15 protein-coding genes and 1 pseudogene are annotated in these 18,508 nt (G+C 73.1%); 9 read left to right on the top strand and 7 right to left on the bottom strand.

Annotated features, from left to right (window positions below; all coding sequences use genetic code 11):
• Positions 1-92 precede the first annotated feature (92 nt).
• Together Ae150APs1_RS24865 and Ae150APs1_RS24870 are read right to left on the bottom strand one after the other, a co-directional pair.
• Positions 93-494, bottom strand: a complete 402-nt coding sequence (locus tag Ae150APs1_RS24865; protein WP_010241940.1) for a MauE/DoxX family redox-associated membrane protein — start codon at positions 492-494, stop codon at positions 93-95.
• A gap of 59 nt (positions 495-553) precedes the next feature.
• Positions 554-1,243 carry a DUF2848 domain-containing protein gene (locus tag Ae150APs1_RS24870; protein ID WP_010241941.1) on the bottom strand — a complete coding sequence of 230 codons (690 nt, stop codon included), beginning with the start codon at positions 1,241-1,243 and terminating at the stop codon, positions 554-556.
• Between the two features lie 115 nt (positions 1,244-1,358).
• On the opposite strand from Ae150APs1_RS24870, the gene Ae150APs1_RS24875 reads away from it, so the two are divergent.
• Positions 1,359-2,702 carry an MFS transporter gene (locus Ae150APs1_RS24875; protein ID WP_139317052.1) on the top strand — a complete coding sequence of 448 codons (1,344 nt, stop codon included), beginning with the start codon at positions 1,359-1,361 and terminating at the stop codon, positions 2,700-2,702.
• Between the two features lie 7 nt (positions 2,703-2,709).
• Here Ae150APs1_RS24875 and Ae150APs1_RS24880 read toward each other — a convergent pair whose 3' ends face one another.
• A complete protein-coding gene (locus Ae150APs1_RS24880; protein ID WP_075300646.1) occupies positions 2,710-3,351 on the bottom strand; it encodes a GntR family transcriptional regulator in 642 nt (213 codons plus the stop codon).
• 65 nt (positions 3,352-3,416) lie between these two features.
• Here Ae150APs1_RS24880 and Ae150APs1_RS24885 point away from each other — a divergent pair, with 65 nt between their 5' ends.
• Complete coding sequence (locus Ae150APs1_RS24885; protein ID WP_075300648.1) at positions 3,417-4,208, top strand: carbon-nitrogen hydrolase family protein; 792 nt, start codon at positions 3,417-3,419, stop codon at positions 4,206-4,208.
• A gap of 14 nt (positions 4,209-4,222) precedes the next feature.
• Here the strand turns inward: Ae150APs1_RS24885 and Ae150APs1_RS24890 are convergent.
• The 3 genes and pseudogenes from Ae150APs1_RS24890 to Ae150APs1_RS32260 all read right to left on the bottom strand — a co-directional run bounded on the left by Ae150APs1_RS24890 (position 4,223) and on the right by Ae150APs1_RS32260 (position 10,054).
• Positions 4,223-9,236 (bottom strand): annotated as a pseudogene (locus Ae150APs1_RS24890) (ATP-dependent helicase).
• A 60-nt stretch (positions 9,237-9,296) separates the two neighbouring features.
• Positions 9,297-9,596, bottom strand: a complete 300-nt coding sequence (locus tag Ae150APs1_RS24895) for a hypothetical protein (protein ID WP_075300650.1) — start codon at positions 9,594-9,596, stop codon at positions 9,297-9,299.
• A 296-nt stretch (positions 9,597-9,892) separates the two neighbouring features.
• Positions 9,893-10,054: a hypothetical protein gene (locus Ae150APs1_RS32260; protein ID WP_010224792.1), complete on the bottom strand. Its 162-nt coding sequence runs from the start codon at positions 10,052-10,054 to the stop codon at positions 9,893-9,895.
• A gap of 77 nt (positions 10,055-10,131) precedes the next feature.
• Between Ae150APs1_RS32260 and Ae150APs1_RS24900 the strand changes: the two genes are divergently transcribed.
• From Ae150APs1_RS24900 to Ae150APs1_RS34715, 3 genes are all read left to right on the top strand, one after another.
• Positions 10,132-10,326 carry a DUF3046 domain-containing protein gene (locus Ae150APs1_RS24900; protein WP_029239204.1) on the top strand — a complete coding sequence of 65 codons (195 nt, stop codon included), beginning with the start codon at positions 10,132-10,134 and terminating at the stop codon, positions 10,324-10,326.
• A 248-nt stretch (positions 10,327-10,574) separates the two neighbouring features.
• The gene (gene recA, locus Ae150APs1_RS24905; protein ID WP_075300652.1) at positions 10,575-11,627 is read left to right on the top strand and encodes a recombinase RecA; all 1,053 of its coding nucleotides are present in this window, start codon (positions 10,575-10,577) and stop codon (positions 11,625-11,627) included.
• Between the two features lie 2 nt (positions 11,628-11,629).
• Positions 11,630-12,820, top strand: a complete 1,191-nt coding sequence (locus Ae150APs1_RS34715; protein ID WP_349289895.1) for a regulatory protein RecX — start codon at positions 11,630-11,632, stop codon at positions 12,818-12,820.
• A 15-nt stretch (positions 12,821-12,835) separates the two neighbouring features.
• On the opposite strand, the gene Ae150APs1_RS24915 is transcribed toward Ae150APs1_RS34715, so the two are convergent.
• Positions 12,836-13,795 carry a LysR substrate-binding domain-containing protein gene (locus Ae150APs1_RS24915; RefSeq protein WP_139317053.1) on the bottom strand — a complete coding sequence of 320 codons (960 nt, stop codon included), beginning with the start codon at positions 13,793-13,795 and terminating at the stop codon, positions 12,836-12,838.
• A gap of 87 nt (positions 13,796-13,882) precedes the next feature.
• On the opposite strand from Ae150APs1_RS24915, the gene Ae150APs1_RS24920 reads away from it, so the two are divergent.
• From Ae150APs1_RS24920 to Ae150APs1_RS24935, 4 genes are all read left to right on the top strand, one after another.
• Positions 13,883-14,605 carry a succinate dehydrogenase cytochrome b subunit gene (locus Ae150APs1_RS24920; RefSeq protein WP_083680480.1) on the top strand — a complete coding sequence of 241 codons (723 nt, stop codon included), beginning with the start codon at positions 13,883-13,885 and terminating at the stop codon, positions 14,603-14,605.
• A gap of 3 nt (positions 14,606-14,608) precedes the next feature.
• Positions 14,609-16,576 carry a fumarate reductase/succinate dehydrogenase flavoprotein subunit gene (locus Ae150APs1_RS24925; RefSeq protein WP_010224779.1) on the top strand — a complete coding sequence of 656 codons (1,968 nt, stop codon included), beginning with the start codon at positions 14,609-14,611 and terminating at the stop codon, positions 16,574-16,576.
• Positions 16,577-16,587: 11 nt separating this feature from the next.
• Positions 16,588-17,337: a succinate dehydrogenase/fumarate reductase iron-sulfur subunit gene (locus Ae150APs1_RS24930; protein WP_010224776.1), complete on the top strand. Its 750-nt coding sequence runs from the start codon at positions 16,588-16,590 to the stop codon at positions 17,335-17,337.
• A 355-nt stretch (positions 17,338-17,692) separates the two neighbouring features.
• Positions 17,693-18,505 (top strand): hypothetical protein, encoded by an 813-nt coding sequence (locus tag Ae150APs1_RS24935; RefSeq protein ID WP_075300656.1) that lies wholly within the window; start codon positions 17,693-17,695, stop codon positions 18,503-18,505.
• Positions 18,506-18,508 lie beyond the last annotated feature (3 nt).

Below are 18,508 nucleotides of genomic sequence, written 5' to 3' on the forward strand. Positions count from 1 at the left end.
GGGGGGGGGGGGGGGGGGGGGGGCGGCGCTGCCCGAGATCGTGGACCGCGGGGGCGACTTTCGTCGATCGGCGCCCGACGTCGGTGGGGTCGCTAGCGGGTACGGCCGGAGCGGGCGACCCGCAGGGCCCACAGCACGAGCGGCACCTGCAGCGGCAGTCGTCCCCAGGCGATCGCCCGGTACGTGGCCGGCTTGCGCCGCCAGCGCAGCGCCATCGACACGTTGGCCGGGAACACGGCGGTGAACAGTCCGGCCGCGGCCCAGCCGCCGGCGCGGCGGGTCCGCGGGTGGACCAGCGCCGCCGCCACCGCGCCCTCGGCGACCCCGGACACGTACGTCCAGGTCCGGGGCTCGCCGGGCAGGCTCTTCGGGACGATCGAGTCGAACGGCTCGGGCCGGGCGGCGTGCAGCACGGCGGCGGCGCCGAGCAGGCCGGCGAGGGCGAGGGCGGTGCGACGGTCACGCGGATCGTGCGCGGTCGGGCGGCGGATCATGACCGTGATCCTCGCAGCCGCCCGGGCCCCGGGCCGGTCGGGCGTCGTCCCCGCGGTGGTCAGCCGATCGGCTCCGGGAGCCGGTCGATCTCGTAGGCGGCCTCGATGGAGTCCCCGGTCGCGGGGTCGTGCAGCTCGACCCGCCAGGCGTCGGCGAACTGGTCGACGCCCTCGCGCATCTGGATCGTCCCGGACAGCACGACGGTGCCCGGGGCCAGCCAGCCGCGCTCGCGGAGCACGTCGAGCCAGTACTGCGGGGGCAGCAGCGCGGCGAGGGTGGCGTCCTGCACGAGCTCGGGCTCGGCGTCGCCGTGCCGCACCCAGGCACGCAGCCGGATGTCGTCGAGGCGGTCGGCGATCTCGGCGAGGCGCCAGGCGCGCCGACCGAGGACGTCCGGGCTCGCGTTCTTGCTCCACGCCACCCCGTGCACCTCGAGGGCCCGGTCGGTGTGGTCGCAGGCGACGGTGAGCAGCGGGTCGTCCACGTCGTCACCGACGACCAGGGCCCACTCGGCCTCGCCGGAGGTGCGGTCGTGCTGGGCGGGGACCCGGTCGGTCTGCGACGCCAGGTACGGCGAGACCGGGTAGAGCGCCGGGACCGCCGACGGCGCCGGGACGCCGAGCTCGGCGAGCTCCGCGACGTGCGCCGCGACCTCCTCCTGCGCGCGCCCGGCGTAGCCGGCGTTGAACACCCGCACGACGTCGGTCGAGCGGGTGCTGCCGTCGGGAAGGGTCAGGTCGAGCTGCACGGGACCTCCATGTGTCCGTCCGGTAACCGATGCGCGGAAGACTTGCGCACACACCGTGTATACAGCAAGTATTACGCCGGTCCAACCGCTTCGACCCGCAACCCCGGAGGCCGAGATGAGCTCACCGCCCGCCTCGTCGTCACAGGCGTCGACACCGCCGGTGGACCGGCGCGACCTGCGCAAGGCGTTCGTCGCCAGCCTCACCGGCACGTCGCTGGAGTGGTACGACTTCGCCGTCTACTCCGCGGCGGCCGCGCTCGTGTTCCCGGTGCTGTTCTTCCCGGCGGCCGACCCACTGACCGGCCTCCTCCTCGCGTTCTCCACCTACGCGGTGGGGTACGTCTCCCGCCCCCTGGGCGGGGTGGTGTTCGGCAGGCTCGGCGACGTCATCGGGCGCAAGCAGGTCCTCGTCGCGACCCTGGTGCTGATCGGCGCCGCGACCTTCCTGATCGGCCTGCTCCCGACCTACGGCGCGATCGGTGTCGCCGCGCCGATCATCCTGGTGCTGCTGCGGTTCGCGCAGGGTGTCGGCGTCGGTGGGGAGTGGGGCGGCGCCGTGCTGCTCTCCAGCGAGTTCGGCGATCCGCGGCGGCGCGGGTTCTGGGCGTCGGCGGCGCAGATCGGGCCGCCGGCGGGCAACCTGCTGTCCAACGGCGTGCTCGCGCTGCTCACCGTGCTGCTGAGCGAGCAGCAGTTCCTCGACTGGGGCTGGCGGCTGGCGTTCCTGCTCTCCGCGGTGCTCGTCGCGTTCGGTCTCTGGATCCGGCTGAAGCTCGAGGACACGCCGGTCTTCAAGGCGATTGCGGCGTCCGGCGAGCGGCCGGACGCGCCGGTCAAGGAGGTCTTCACGACCGAGGGGCGGCCGTTGCTGGCGGGCATCCTCAGCCGGATCGGGCCGGACGTCACGTACGCGCTGTTCACCGTGTTCGTGCTGACGTGGGCGACCGGTCAGGCCGGGTTCTCCCGCTCCGAGGTGCTCGGCGCGATCCTCGTCGACTCGGCGTTCCAGCTGCCGGCGATCCCGCTCGCCGGCGCGCTGAGCGACCGCGTCAACCGGCGCGTGGTGTACGCCGTCGCGGCGGCCGGCGGCATCGTCTGGCCGTTCGTGTTCTTCCCGATGATCGCCGGCGGGTCGTTCGGCCTCCTGGTGCTGGGCGTGACCGTCGGGCTGGCGCTGCACTCGTTCATGTACGGGCCGCAGGCGGCGTTCGTGACCGAGCAGTTCTCCCCGCGGCTGCGCTACACCGGCAGCTCGCTGGCCTACACGATCGCCGGCGTCGTCGGCGGGGCGATCGCGCCCCTCGCCTTCACCGCGCTCTCCGGCGGGCTCGGCGGGTGGCTCCCGGTGGCCTGCTACCTGGCCGTCGCCTGCGTGCTGACGCTGGTCGGTCTCGGGCTGGGACGCGACCCGGACCACGCCGAGGACGAGGCGTACCTCGTCGCGGGTGCGGCGTCCTGACGTGCCGTCAGGCCTGCAGCAGCACGCCCTCGGTGAGCCGGAGGTGCTCGGTGATCGCAGTCGTCGCGGCGTCGGTGTCGCCGGCGGCGAGTGCCTCGACGATCGCGTCGTGCTCGCTGCAGACGGCGCGCTGGCGGTCCGCCGACCGGAACAGCGCGCTCACTCCGGCCCGCCGCTGGCGCACCCGCAGGCTCGCGTAGGTGCGGGCGAGCAGAGCGTTGTCGGCGGCGTCCACGAGTACCTGGTGGAAGGTCATGTCCAGGTCGATGAACGCCGCGGGGTCGCCACCGGTGCTCGCCAGGGCGCGCTGCTCCTCGAGCACGGTGCGCATCGCCCCGAGCGGGACGGTCCCGGCCGCGATCGTCCCGGCCGCGGCGTGCCGCTCCAGGAGACCGCGCAGCTCCATCAGCTCGCGGACCTGCCGCCCGGTCATCGGCGGCACGTAGGCCCCGCGTCCGGGCAGCATCTCGACCAGCCCGTCGGCGACGAGCAGGAGCAGCGCCTCGCGGACCGGGGTCCGGGACACGCCGATCCGCCCCGCGAGCTCGACCTCGTTGAGGAAAGTGCCCTGGACGCCCGGGTCCGCGAGGACCGTCTCGCGCAGGTACAGCAGGGCGCGCTCGCGACCGGACTCCCTCGACAGCGGCATACACAATGTATACACGTCGGTACGGGCTCGCACGACGCCGCCCGACACACAGCGTAGGAGGACCGATGCGGATCGCGCTCGCCCAGATCGCCGCGACGACGGAACCGGAGCAGAACCTGGCCCTGATCGCCGACGGCGTCGCCGACGCGGCCGGGCGGGGAGCCGAGCTGGTCGTCTTCCCCGAGGCCACCCAGTGCCGTTTCGGTGTGCCGCTCGGCGGGATCGCCGAGCCGCTCGACGGACCGTGGGCGACCCGGGTCCGGGAGATCGCCGGGCGGGCCGGGGTCACGGTCGTCGCCGGGATGTTCACCCCCGCCGACGACGGCCGCGTGCGCAACACCCTGCTCGCCACCGGAGGCGGGGTGGAGGCCCACTACGACAAGATCCACCTGTTCGACGCCTTCGGGTTCGCCGAGTCCGACACCGTCGCGCCGGGGACCGACCCGGTGACGATCACCGTCGGCGGCGCCACCGTCGGGCTCGCGACCTGCTACGACCTGCGGTTCGCCGGCCTGTTCCAGAAGCTCGGCGACGCCGGGGCCGAACTGGTCGTCGTCCTGGCCTCGTGGGGCGCCGGCCCGGGCAAGCAGGAGCAGTGGGACCTGCTGGTCCGTGCCCGGGCGCTGGACTCCACCGCGTTCGTGGCGGCCTGCGACCAGGCCGACCCGGCGTCGGTGGGGCACGACGTGCCCGCCGGAGTGCCGACCGGGATCGGGGCGAGCCTGGTGTCCGGGCCGACCGGCACGGCGCTCGACTCGCTCGGCGCCGGACCGGGGCTGCTGGTCACCGACGTCGACCTCGCTGAGGTCGGGCCGGTGCGGCGCGCCGTGCCGGTGCTGGTGAACCGGCGCTACTGAATCCCGGACCCGGGTCAGGCCCGCAGTCGCAGTCCTTTCGGGGTGACCCGGAACCCCGCCTCGGTGAGCACCTCGGACAGCTCCGACGCCAGCGAGTCCTGCCCGTCGGCCCGCTCGACGGCGAGCGACCCGAGCCAGCCCTCGTGCACCGCTCCGGCCAGTGCCTCGGCTCCGGCGCGCAGCTCGTCGTGCTCGGTGGTGAAGGAGAGCAGTGACCGGCCGCCCCGCTCGACGTAGAGCGCCGGTGCGCCGTCGACGAGGGTGACCAGGGCACCTGCCTTGCGACCGGGGCGGTGCCGGCTGTCGCCGATCGTCCCGGGCCAGGGGAGTGCCGCGCCGTAGGGCTGTGCCGGGTCGGCCGCGGCCAGCACGACCCGGGACAGCGAGCGCCAGGCGCCCCGCGGGGCACCCGCCGCGAACCCGGCGCCGGCGGACCGGCCGTCGAACTCGTCGTGCCGGCCCGCGCCGGACCCCGGGAACATCCCGGGCCCGCGCAGGTCGTCGGGGATCTCGTCGCCGTCGTCGCCGGGCGCGGGTGCGTCGCGCTCGCGTCCCTCCGGCCGGTCTCCGTTGCTGTCGTCGTCGTCGTCGCCGCCGCCGTCCGTCCGGGCGGGGCCGGACCGCTCCGGCGGCGGACCGTCGGGACCGGCGAGCGCGCGGACCCGGTCGATGGCTCCGGGCACCGCGAACTGGGCCGCGCCCAGCCCCTCGACGATGTAGCCGCGCCGGCACCGGCCGGACTCCTCCATCGCGCGGAGCACCTTGTAGACGCCGGCGAACCCGCCGCTCACCCGCTCGGTGCCGAGCGCGCCGCGGGTCAGGACCCCGTGGCGCTCCAGGAACGCCTCGGCCGCCGCGTGGGCCCGGCGCGTCGCGTCGGGCTCCCGGGGCACCGCGGCCGACCAGCGGCCGCCGACCGACGGCGGGCCCGTCCGGCTCGGCATCGACGGTCGTCCGGACCGCAGCTGCGCGTAACGCCCGCGGGGTGCCCCGCGGGCCGTCCGGTGGGCCCCGCCCTGCCGCCCGGAACCGCCGCGCCGGGTGCCGCTGCCGGACAGCCGGGCCCGCAGCGGGCCGAGCGTGTCGTTCGTCAGCGCGCCGGCCCAGACCAGGTCCCAGACCGCGGCGACGACGTCGTCGTCGGACGGCGCCGGCTCGCCCTGCTCGGTCATCAGCATTCCCGCCCGGGTGGCGAGCTCGCGGAAGAACAGCGCACCCCCGCCCTGCTCGGCGGCGACCCCGGGATCGGTCAGGGCCGCCGGGTCGGTCAGTCCCAGGGCGGCGAGCAGCGCCGTGTGCAGGGGCGTCCCGGCGGTGTCGAGGTCCGGTGCCGGCAGCAGCAGGTCCGCGACGTCGGCCGGGGCGAGCGCCAGCCAGCCGTCCTGCCCGGCGAGGGCACCGCACCCGGACCAGGTCACCTCGCCCGCCGCGGTCAGCTCGTCCAGCAGCGCGGGGGTGTACCCGGGCAGCCGGGCCGGCAGCACGAGCGACTCGACCGCGCTGGCCGGCAGCGGGGTCCCGGCGAGCTGCTCGACGACCCCGAGGACGTCCTCCGGGCCCGGCGCACGCCGCACCCGGCCGCGCCGCTCGCCCCCGGACCGCACCTGCACGCCCTGCCAGGCCGGCAGGAACCGGCCGAGCGCGCGCTGCTCGACCGGCTCGACCTCGTGCCGCAGCTTGGCGAGCGACGCCCGTCGCAGCCGTCGCAGCACCTCGGCGTCGCAGTACTCGGTCTCGGTACGGGCCCCCGCCGGAATCGCCGCCTGCGGTCGCAGCTCGCCCTTGACCAGCCGGCCGCTCCCGGTGAGCCGGTCCAGCACACCGGCCACGACCGCGACGCCCAGCCCGAACCGCGCCGCGCACTCCGCGGCGGTGAAGGGACCGTGCGTGCGCGCGTACCGGAGCACCAGGTCACCCAGCGGGTCCGTCACCGGCTCGGTGAAGGCCTCGGGCACCCCGACCGGCAGTGCCGTGCCGAGCGCGTCGCGGATGCGGCCGGCGTCCTCGATCGCGATGAACCGTTCCTCGCCGGCGATCCGCACCCGCAGCGCCCGCCGGTCCCGCTCCAGCCCGGCCAGCCAGGCGGGATCGACGCCGCGGGCCCGGCCGTCGGCCTCGGACAGGTCGCCGACGAACCGGAGCAGGTCGGCGGCGACCTCCGCGTCGCGGGCGTGCCGGTCCGGGTCGGTGCGCTGCAGCAGCGCCTCGACCTCGGCCAGCACGTCGGGATCGAGCAGCTCGCGGATGGCCTCGGAGCCGAGCAGCTCGGAGAGCAGCGTCGAGTCCAGCGAGAGCGCGGCGGCCCGCCGCTCGGCGAGCGGGGCGTCGGCCTCGTAGAGGAACATCCCGACGTAGCCGAAGAGCAGGCTCCGGGCGAACGGCGACGGCTGCGAGGTCTCGACCTCGGCGACCTTCACCTTCCGCGAGCCGACGTCGCCCATCAGCTCCCGCAGGCCGGGCAGGTCGTAGACATCCTGCACACACTCCCGCATCGCCTCGAGCGTGATCGGGAACTGCTCGAACTTGCCGGCCACGCTCAGCAGCTGCGCCGACCGCTGCCGCTGCTGCCACAGCGGGCTGCGCCGGCGCGGGTCGCGGCGGGGGAGCAGCAGCGCCCGGGCCGCGCACTCCCGGAACCGGGACGCGTACAGCGCCGAGTTACCCAGCTCGGCGACGACGATCTGCTCGATCTCACCCGGGTCGAGCAGCACGTCCTCCCCGCTCGGGACGACCTCGGAGCCGGAGTCGTCGACCGCGTCGGGCAGGCGCAGGACGATGCCGTCGTCGGCGCCCGACGCGCTCACCTCGACGCCGCGCCGCTCCCGCATCCGGGCGGCGATCGCGAGCGCCCACGGCCCGTTCACCTGGGCCCCGAACGGCGAGTGGACGACCAGACGCCAGTCGCCGAGCTCGTCGCGGAACCGTTCGACCAGGATCGTCCGGTCGCTGGGGACGTGCCGGGTCGCCTCGCGCTGCTCGCGGAGGTAGGAGAGCAGGTTGTCGCAGGCCCACTCGTCGAGCCCGGCCGCGGTGGCGCGTTCGCGGGCGGCCTCCTCGGCGAGCCCGGACATCTCCCGCACGAAGGCCCCGACCGCGCGGCCCAACTCGAGCGGCCTGCCGATCGACTCGCCCTTCCAGAACGGCATCCGGGCCGGTACCCCGGGCGCCGGAGTCACCACGACCCGGTCGTGCGTGATGTCCCCGACCCGCCACGACGATGTCCCGAGCAGGAAGGTGTCGCCGACCCGCGACTCGTAGACCATCTCCTCGTCGAGCTCGCCGACCCGCGACCCGGCGCCGTCGGCCCCGCCCGGGGTCATGACGGTGAACAGGCCGCGGTCCGGGATCGTGCCGCCGGAGGTGACCGCGAGCCGCTGCGCGCCGGGCCGGCCGCGCAGCTCGTCCGTCACCCGGTCCCAGGTGATCCGGGCGCGCAGCTCGCCGAACTCCTCCGACGGGTACCGGCCGGACAGCATGTCGAGCACCGAGTGCAGCGCCGAGTCGGGCAGCGCGGCGAAGGGCGCCGCCCGGCGGATCGTCGCGGCCAGGTCGGGCAGCGACCACGTCTCCATCGCCACCATCGCCACGATCTGCTGGGCGAGGACGTCGAGCGGGTTGCGGGGGTAGCGGGTCGACTCGATCGAGCCGGAGGTCATCCGCTCGGCGACGACGGCGCACGACACCAGGTCGCCCCGGTACTTCGGGAACACGACGCCCTCGGAGACCGCGCCGACCTGGTGGCCGGCCCGGCCGACCCGCTGCAGCCCGGACGCGACCGACGGCGGCGCCTCGACCTGGACGACCAGGTCGACCGCGCCCATGTCGATGCCCAGCTCGAGGCTGGACGTCGCGACCACGCAGGGCAGCACGCCGGACTTGAGCTCCTCCTCGACCAGGGTCCGCTGGTCGCGGGACATGGAACCGTGATGGGCCTTCGCCACGCTCGGCACCGCCCCGCCGCCGACCCCGGACTGGCCGACGGCCTCGGCCGGGAACGCGGTCGGCCCGCGCGGGTCGTCGAGCTCCGGCGACGTGCCGGGAGCGTCGGGGCCGGACTCCGCAGCCGCCTCGGCCTCGGCCTCCGCCTGCTCGGCGGCGAGCTCGTTGAGCCGCGACGTCAACCGCTCCGCGAGCCGCCGGGAGTTGGCGAACACGATCGTCGACCGGTGCTCGCGGACCAGGCCGAGCAGCCGTTCCTCGACGGCCGGCCAGATCGAGGGCTTCTGCGCGGTCCCCGCGGCCGACCCGACGACCTCCTCGTCGGTGCTGCCGGGGGGAGGGCCGCTCGTCGAGCGCGGCGAGGTCCGGCACGGGGACCTGGACCTCGACCGTGAGCGTCTTCGGGGTGCTCGGCTGGACGACCTCGACCGGCCGGGCCCCGGACAGGAACGTCGACACCTCGTCCACCGGGCGCACCGTCGCCGAGAGCCCGATCCGCTGCGGGGAGCTCTCGGTGATCTCCTCCAGGCGCTCCAGCGACAGCGCGAGGTGCGCGCCGCGCTTGGTGCCCGCGACCGCGTGGACCTCGTCGAGGATCACCGTCGTGACCCCGCGCAGCGACTCGCGGGCGGCCGAGGTGAGCAGCAGGAACAGCGACTCCGGGGTGGTCACCAGCACGTCGGGCGGGGTCCGCTGGAACTGCCGCCGCTCGTCGGCGGGGGTGTCGCCGGTGCGCGTGCCGACGGTGATGTCGGGGACCGGATCACCGAGCCGCTGTGCGGCCTGCCGGATGCCGGTGAGCGGCGACCGGAGGTTGCGCTGCACGTCGACGGCGAGCGCCTTCAGCGGCGAGACGTAGAGGACCCGGCACCGGCTGCGCGGCTCGTCCGGGACGGGCGTCGCCGCCAGCCGGTCCAGCGCCCAGAGGAACGCCGCGAGGGTCTTGCCCGACCCGGTCGGTGCGACGACGAGGGCGTTGCGCCCGTCCTGCGCGGCCGACCAGGCGCCCTCCTGGGCGGCGGTGGGCGCGGCGAACGCCCCCTCGAACCACTGGCGGGTGGCGGGGGAGAAGCCGTCGAGTGCGCTCACCCGACCATCATGGGGTCGGGCACCGACAATTACCCGGCGGACCGGGTCCCACCAGCGGCGTCAGCGGCGGGAGTCGGCCCGGGTGCGGGGCCAGATCTCCTGGGTGTCGTCGGCGGGGAACTCCGCGACGAGCCCGGCGACGGTCCAGACCATGGTCGGCAGGAAGTCCGGGCCCAGCGCGTCGACGTAGAGCGAGGTCTCCCGCGCGTTGTCCGGGTCGACGAGCGGGGTCACGGTGTAGCGGGCGCGGGCCGCGAACCGGCGGCCCATGTGCTGCTCGATCCAGCCCAGGGCCCGCTCGGCGCGGTCCTCGGAGCCGGCGAGGGCGGTGCGTGCGGCGTCGTACCAGTCGGCGAGCACCAGGAACGCCAGCGACCAGCCGGCGGGGTGGCGTCGTCGGGGAGTTCCTTGTCGACGGCGGTGAGCTGCCGGACGGCGAAGCGCGCGGGATCGGGCCCGGGCGCGGCGAGGGTCTCGCGCACGGCCCCCTCGAGGACGTCGGAGACGAGGCGGTAGGCGTCCTCGACCTCGGTCTCGCGGTCCTGCTCCGTGCGTGCCATCGGTCCCGGCCTCCTCGTCGTCCCCGCGGGCGTCCGCCCTCGTGTCCGGGGCGGGAGCCTAACGCCCGGGCGGCGCGTGCCCGGACCGGCCGCCGGTCAGCGCTTGCGCTGCTGGATCCACCAGCGCACCAGCACGACGAGGGCGGAGAGCAGCGCCAGCAGCGACACGATCTGCCAGGCGAGGGGGGATCCGATACCGGTCGTCGCGAGGACCTCGTCGGCGACGTCGACGGGCGCGGACGCCAGCAGTTCGGACATATTGCCCATCGTACCGCCGACCGGACGACCGTGGGTGCGGACCGCACGGAACGGTGACGGCGTCTACCCTCACGGCCGTGCGACTGAGCCACTTCCGCGAGCTGATGGAGGGCGAGTTCGGGCCGGTGCGGGCGGCGTCGCTGTCCCGGGACCACGTCTTCGCCGAGCTGGACGGCCAGACCGTCGAGCAGGCGATCGAGTCCGGCTTCGAGCTGCGCCGGATCTGGCGTGCCGTGTGTCAGGCCTACGAGGTGCCGGCCACCCGCCGCTGACGGACGGCACCACCGCCACGACGCGTGACCGTTCGGCTCCCCGGAGCGTCCGGTCGGCGTGTCGGGTATCCGGTCGAACGCGTGTTCGCCTATCGTTCGGGCCGGGATACGACGCTGCACGACCCGAGAAGTTGTCCACAGGTGCCGATCCGGCCACCGGAACTGTCGGAGGTACCCCATACCGTTGCGGTGTGCCTCCCCGAAAGACAGCAGCAGACCCCGATCGCCGACCAGCGAGGAGTCAAGAGATGTCCGCTCCGGACCGCGGCAAGGCGCTGGAACTCGCCCTCGCCCAGATCGAGAAGAACCACGGCAAGGGTTCGGTGATGCGTCTGGGCGACCAGACCCGCGTCCCGATCAGTGCCATCTCCACCGGATCCATCGCGCTCGACGTCGCACTCGGCGTCGGCGGGATCCCCCGCGGCCGTGTCGTCGAGATCTACGGCCCGGAGTCCAGCGGTAAGACCACGGTCGCGCTGCACACGGTGGCCAGCGCGCAGGCCGCCGGTGGCGTGGCCGCGTTCGTCGACGCCGAGCACGCGCTCGACCCGGAGTACGCCAAGGCGCTCGGTGTCGACACCGACGAGCTGCTGGTCTCCCAGCCGGACACCGGTGAGCAGGCGCTGGAGATCGCGGACATGCTGATCCGCTCCGGCGCGCTCGACGTCATCGTCATTGACTCGGTCGCCGCGCTCGTGCCGCGCGCCGAGATCGAGGGCGAGATGGGCGACAGCCACGTCGGCCTGCAGGCGCGGCTGATGAGCCAGGCGCTGCGGAAGATCACCGGTGCGCTGAGCACGTCCGGTACCACCGCGATCTTCATCAACCAGCTGCGCGAGAAGATCGGCGTGATGTTCGGGTCCCCGGAGACCACGACCGGTGGTAAGGCGCTGAAGTTCTACGCGTCGGTCCGGATGGACATCCGGCGCATCGAGACTCTGAAGGACGGCACCGACATGGTCGGCAGCCGGACCCGGGTCAAGGTCGTGAAGAACAAGGTGGCCCCGCCGTTCAAGCAGGCCGAGTTCGACGTGCTCTACGGCGTCGGGATCAGCAAGGAGGGTTCGCTGATCGACGTGGGTGTCGAGCAGGGGATCATCCGGAAGTCCGGTGCCTGGTACACCTACGAGGGCGACCAGATGGGGCAGGGCAAGGAGAACGCCCGGAAGTTCCTCAAGGAGAACCCGGACGTCGCCGCCGAGGTCGAGAAGCGGATCAAGGAGAAGCTCGGGATCGGCGCCGTCGTCGACGCCGAGGAGGCCGCTCCGGTCGAGGCGCTGCCCGCCCCGGTCGACTTCTGAGCGTGCCCGGGGAGCAGGAGGCGTCGTCCGTCTCGCTGGACGACCTGTTCGGTGGGTCGGGGAGCCGCGCGGACGACTCCTCCGGCGAGGTGCACGACGGGTTCCCGGAGGGTGACACCGACGGAGCCGAGGCCACCGGTGCCGGGGCCGCGGCCGAGCCGGTCAGCGGTGACGTCGACCAGGCTGCTGCTGACGGGGGAGACGAGGCCCCGCCCGCTCCCCGGCGTCTCGCGTTCGAGGAGCTGAGTGCCGGTGGGGAGGCAGACGCCGGTGCCCCGCTCCCCCTGACGGTCGGCGAGCTCACCGAGGACCGTGAGCCGCCGCCCGAGGACGACGGCCCGCGGGTCGTGTCGTTCGACGGCCTGTCCGGCTCCCGCGGGGCGCGCCCCGCGGGGAGCGACCGGCGGTCCCGCCGGACCGGCCCGTCGGACCGGGACGGGCGCCGCGGGGCCGATCGCCGTGGATCCGGCGGTCGACCGGAGGGAAACCGTCCGGATGGCGACCGACCGGGCGGCTCCGACGACGTGGCCGGCCCGAGTGAGGAACGGGACGAGCCGGGGGACGACACCGCCGGGACCGGGCGCGCGGCGCGCGGCCAGGGCGGGCGAGGTGCTCGTGGCGCCCGGACCGGTCGTGGCGGCCGGGGCCGCGGATCGACGCCCCCGCCCGACGAGACCCCCGCCGAGCAGGAGACGCGGGCCAAGGACATCTGCCTGCGCCTGCTGACCGACCGGGCGCGCACCGTCAAGGAGCTCGGCGACGCCCTGAGCCGCAAGGAGATCCCGGACGACGTCGCGCGTCGCGTCCTCGAGCGGTTCGACGAGGTCGGCCTGATCGACGACAAGGCGTTCGCCGACCAGTGGGTCCGCTCCCGGCACCGCCACCGCGGCCTCGGGAAGCGGGCCATCGCGCTCGAACTGCACCGCAAGGGCGTCGACCGCGAGACGGCCGACGAGGCCCTCACCGAGATCGACGAGGACTCCGAGCGCGAACGTGCCCGTGAGCTGGTCACCCGGCGCCTCCGGGGTCTGCCCGTCGGCTCCCGGGAGGAGCAGCAGTCGACCGCGCGCAAGCTCGTCGGGATGCTCGCCCGCAAGGGCTACGGCCCCGGTGTCGCCTACGGCGTCGTCAAGGAGGAGATCGCCGCCGCGGGCGCCGACACCGACGAGCTCGGCGAGCCACCGGAGGACTGACCGGCTCGGGCCGGTTCAGCCCAGGAGCTCCCGCCCGCTGCGGTGCCGGTGCAGCACCTGCACGTCGTTCGTCCCCTCCCGCAGCGACGCCGACGTGTCGGACATGTGCTCCAGCAGGGTGTCCGCGAACGCGATGACCGCCGGCGTCGGTGCGATGTCCGCACGACGGGCCAGCGCGACGGTCCGGTGCAGTGCCGGGGTGAGCACCGTGCGCCGCAGCCGGGGCCGTCCGATGAACACCAGGTCGGGCACCACCGCGACGCCCGTCCCGGCCTCCACCATCCGCAGCACCGCGTCCATCTGGCCGCCCTCGACCGCGATCCGGGGCGTCACCCCTGCGACCGCGTACGCCCGCAGCGTGACCTCACGCAGGTCGTAGCCCTTCCGCACCATGACCAGGTCGTGCTTGGCGAGCTCCGGAATCGCGATCGACCCGCGCGAGGTCAGGGGGCGCCGTGCCCGCGGCGACGCGACCGACAGCCGCTCCCGGAGCAGGGGAGCCGAGTGCAGGGCGGGGTCGACGCCGTCCGGCGGGACGATCACCAGCGCGACGTCGAGCTCGTTGCGCACCAGCGCCGTCTCCAGCGGCTGCGACCCGTCCTCGGCCAGTTCGACGGCGATCTCCGGGTGCCGGGCGTGGAACACCCGCAGCACGTCCGACAGCACGCCGATGCACAGCGACGGCGTCGCCCCGACCCGCACCCGGCCGCTGCGCAGGCCCACCATCTCCGCGACCGTCGAGCGGACCATGTCGGAGTCTGCGAGCATCCGCTGGGCCAGTGGCAGTACGGCCTCGCCGGCCGGTGTCAGCGTCACGACCGACCCGCGGTTGATCAGCGGGGCACCCAGCTCGCTCTCCAAGGCGCGCAGGGACTTGCTGAGCGTCGGCTGCGCCACACCCACCAGGTCGGCCGCACGAGTGAAGCTGCGCACGTTCGCCACGGCGACGAAGTACATGAGCTGCTGAAGTGTCACGTGCATAGCCTACGGCTATGACAGTTGACCGCTCGATGCATTGGACGGTCCCACTCGTTGGTATGTCCACTGGTCTCCGTGGTCACCATGTCCGAGAAGTCCCGGGCGGGCGGTGCAGCCAAGACTGCAGCCAAGCCCCGGCGTCCGCGCACGCCGAGCGCGTTCCTGAAACTCGTGATGGCGGTGAGCGGCGTCTTCCTGCTGCTCTACGTCGTCCTGCACATGATCGGCAACCTGAAGATCTTCTTCGGGCCGGAGTCGATCGATCACTACGCGGCCTGGCTGCGCACGATCCTCGAGCCCGCGCTGCCCTACGGCGGCATGCTCTGGATCGTCCGCGTGGTCCTGCTGGTGTCGGTGATCGCGCACATCTGGTCGGCCACCGTGCTGGCCCTGCGCGCGAAGCGGGCCCGCCCGATCAAGTACGCGGGTGGTTCCTACAAGGTCAAGGGCAGCTACGCGGCCCGCACCATGCGCTGGGGCGGGGTCATCATCGTGCTGTTCGTGATCTACCACCTGCTCGACCTCACGGCCGGCACGCTCAACCCGAACGGCGTGCACCTGCAGGCGTACGACAACCTCGCGGCCGACTTCACCCTCGACCGCTGGTACGTGACGCTGTTCTACGTGCTGTCCGTCGTCGCGCTGGGCTTCCACGTCCAGCACGGCATCTTCTCCGGCATCCAGACCCTCGGGTGGTCCAGCAACAGCCGTGAGCGCACCATCAAGACGGTGGCCACGGTGTTCGCCGTCGTGCTTACCCTGGGGTTCGTCTCGGTGCCCCTCGCCGTCACGTTCGGAGTGGTCTGATCCATGACTGACGCCAACACCCACCACGTGTCCTACAGCGACTACACGACCGGCGAGCCGGTCGTCGACAAGGCCGTCCCGTCGGGTCCGATCGAGACCCGCTGGGAGCGCCGCCGGTTCGGCGTGAAGCTGGTCAACCCGGCCAACAAGCGCTCGAAGAAGATCATCGTCGTCGGTTCGGGGCTGGCCGGCGGTGCCGCCGCGGCCACCCTCGGCGAGGCCGGCTACCAGGTCAAGAACTTCTGCTACCAGGACAGCCCGCGGCGTGCGCACTCGATCGCCGCGCAGGGCGGCATCAACGCGGCGAAGAACTACCGCAACGACGGCGACAGCGTCTACCGGCTGTTCTACGACACCGTGAAGGGCGGCGACTTCCGCGCCCGCGAGTCGAACGTCCACCGGCTCGCCGAGATCAGCCGTCAGATCATCGACCAGTGCGTCGCGCAGGGCGTCCCCTTCGCCCGCGACTACGGCGGCCTGCTCGACACCCGCTCGTTCGGCGGCGTGCAGGTCTCCCGGACCTTCTACGCCCGCGGCCAGACGGGCCAGCAGCTGCTGCTCGGTGCCTACCAGGCGCTGGAGCGTCAGGTGCAGGCCGGGACGGTCGAGATGTTCACCCGGCACGAGATGCTCGAGCTGATCGTGGTCGAGGGCCGGGCCCGCGGCATCGTCGCCCGTGACATGGTCACCGGCGAGATCGAGGTGCACACCGCGGACGCGGTCGTCCTCTGCACCGGCGGCTACGGCAACGTCTTCTACCTGTCGACGAACGCCAAGGGCTGCAACGTGACCGCCTCCTGGCGGGCACACCGCAAGGGCGCGCTGTTCGCGAACCCGTGCTTCACCCAGATCCACCCGACCTGCATCCCGGTCTCGGGTGACCACCAGTCGAAGCTGACCCTGATGTCGGAGTCGCTGCGCAACGACGGCCGGGTCTGGGTCCCGAAGAAGCTCGGCGACGAGCGCGGGCCGAACGAGATCCCGCACGAGGAGCGCGACTACTTCCTCGAGCGCAAGTACCCGGCGTTCGGCAACCTGGTGCCCCGCGACATCGCGTCCCGGGCCGCCAAGGAGGTCTGCGACGAGAAGCGTGGCGTCGGCCCGGGCGGGCTCGGCGTCTACCTGGACTTCGACGACGCCATCCAGCGGCTCGGCCGCAAGGCCGTCGAGGCCAAGTACGGCAACCTCTTCGAGATGTACGAGCGGATCACGGGGGAGAACCCGTACGAGGTCCCGATGCGGATCTACCCCGCCGTGCACTACACGATGGGCGGCCTCTGGGTCGACTACGACCTGCAGTCGACCGTCCCGGGCCTCTACATCGGCGGCGAGGCGAACTTCTCCGACCACGGCGCGAACCGCCTCGGGGCCTCGGCGTTGATGCAGGGCCTGGCCGACGGCTACTTCGTCCTGCCGGTGACCATCGGCGACTACATCGCCACGCACAACCTCGACGACGTCCCGGAGGACGCACCCGAGGTCGTCGAGGCCGTGAAGTCGGTGACCGACCGGATCGACCAGTTCCTGTCGATCAACGGCACCCGCACGGTGGACTCGTTCCACCGCGAGCTGGGCCAGATCATGTGGGACTACTGCGGCATGGAGCGGACCGAGGACGGCCTGCGCAAGGCGCTGGACCGCATCCCCGAGTTGCGCCGCGAGTTCTGGAGCAACGTCAAGGTGCCGGGTACCGGCGCGGAGCTGAACCAGAGCCTCGAGAAGGCCGGCCGGGTGGCCGACTTCCTCGAGCTCGGCGAGCTCATGTGCCTGGACGCGCTCGTGCGTCGCGAGTCCTGCGGCGGTCACTTCCGTGGGGAGAGCCAGACCGAGGACGGCGAGGCGAAGCGCGACGACGAGAACTTCTCCTTCACCTCGGCCTGGGAGTACACCGGCCGCGGGCAGGCTCCGGTCCTGCGCAAGGAAGAGCTCGTCTTCGAGTACGTGCACCCGACCCAGCGCAGCTACAAGTAAGGCGAGCAGACGTGAAACTGACTCTGAAGGTGTGGCGTCAGCGCGACGCGGTCGACAAGGGTCGCCTGGCCACCTACGACGTCGAGGCCGACGAGGACATGTCGTTCCTCGAGATGCTGGACGTGCTCAACGAGAGGCTCATCCTCTCCGGCGACGAGCCGGTCGCGTTCGACCACGACTGCCGTGAGGGCATCTGCGGTGCCTGCAGCATGGTCATCGACGGCCAGCCGCACGGCCCGCAGCGGGCGACGACCACCTGCCAGCTGCACATGCGGCACTACTCCGACGGCGACACCATCGTCATCGAGCCGTTCCGGTCGGGGTCGTTCCCGGTGATCAAGGACCTGGTCGTCGACCGGGGCTCCTTCGACAAGATCATCCAGGCGGGCGGCTACGTCTCGGCGAACACCGGCTCGGCCCCGGAGGCCAACGCCAACGCCGTGCCGAAGGCGCAGGCCGACCGCTCGTTCGCCGCGGCGAACTGCATCGGCTGCGGTGCCTGCGTCGCGGCCTGCCCGAACGGGTCGGCGTCGCTGTTCCTGGGGGCGAAGCTGACCCACCTCGGGGAGCTGCCGCAGGGCCAGCCCGAGCGGTGGGAGCGCGTCGTCAACATGGTGGAGACCCACGAGGACGCCGGCTTCGGTGGCTGCACCAACACCGGCGCCTGCGCCACGGCCTGCCCGAAGGAGATCCCGCTCGACGTGATCTCCCAGCTGAACCGCGACTACCTCGCGGCCACGGTGGGCGGCAGGAAGAAGTGAGCCGGGGCGGCCTCGTGCCGCACCGGGGACCGACGGCCCGGTCCACCTCCGCACGCGGGGGTGGGCCGGGCCGTCGTCGTGCCGGGTGGGGCCGCACGACGGCGCCGGCGGCCGTCACGCTCCGCGGATCGGCTCTCGACGGCGCGTGACCTGTGAGTCACGTCTCGATCCGGGTCACATTCCGGATGCCGACGTAGATCACATGTGATCCGGGTCGTACGCTCTGGCGACCGTCGTGCTCCTCGTGCGACGGACGAGGATCGACAGGACACGGCGTCGTGTCAGGTGTGTCGGGCCGGGACCCCCCGGGGCGACGGGGCCGCCGACGTCGTCGAGACGACAGGAGCTCCCGCGCGTGTCATCCACCACTGACACCAGCGGCCGGACCGGCTCGGGCCGGGCGACGATCGCCGCACGCACGCTGCGCACCGACAGATGGTGGCTACCACCGCTCGCGACGTTCGTCGCGTTCGTGGCCTGGGTGGCCTACGCGACGGTCCGCGCGTTCATGCAGGACTACTACTACGTCGCCGAGTACGGCTACCTGACGCCGTTCTACTCGCCGTGCGCCTCGGTCGGCTGTGTCGAGGGCGCCGCGCACTTCGGCAGGTTCCTGCCGGACGTGTGGTGGCTGCCGTACGCGGCGATCTCGCTGCCGTTCCTGCTGCTGTTCCGGCTGACCTGCTACTACTACCGGAAGGCCTACTACCGGGCGTTCTGGCTGTCCCCGCCGGCCTGTGCGGTCGCGGAGCCGCACCAGCGCTACACGGGTGAGACGCGGTTCCCGCTGATCCTGCAGAACGCGCACCGCTACTTCTTCTACATCGCCGGGCTCATCACGCTCGTCAACGCCTACGACGCGGTGGTCTCCTTCGCCAAGCCCGGCGGCGGATTCGGCCTGGGGCTGGGCAACATCATCCTGGTCGTGAACGTCGTGCTGCTGTTCGGCTACACGCTGTCGTGCCACTCGTGCCGCAGCGCGGTCGGCGGCCGGCTCAACCACTTCTCGAAGCACCCGGTCCGCTACAAGCTGTGGACCCAGGTCTCGAAGCTCAACACCCATCACATGGGGTACGCCTGGGCGACGCTGGTCAGCCTCGCCCTGACCGACTTCTACGTCATGGCCGTCTCCGCCGGCTGGATCTCCGACCTGCGGATCGTGGGGTGACCT

The organism is Pseudonocardia sp. Ae150A_Ps1, from assembly GCF_001932315.1.
Taxonomy (GTDB): domain Bacteria; phylum Actinomycetota; class Actinomycetes; order Mycobacteriales; family Pseudonocardiaceae; genus Pseudonocardia.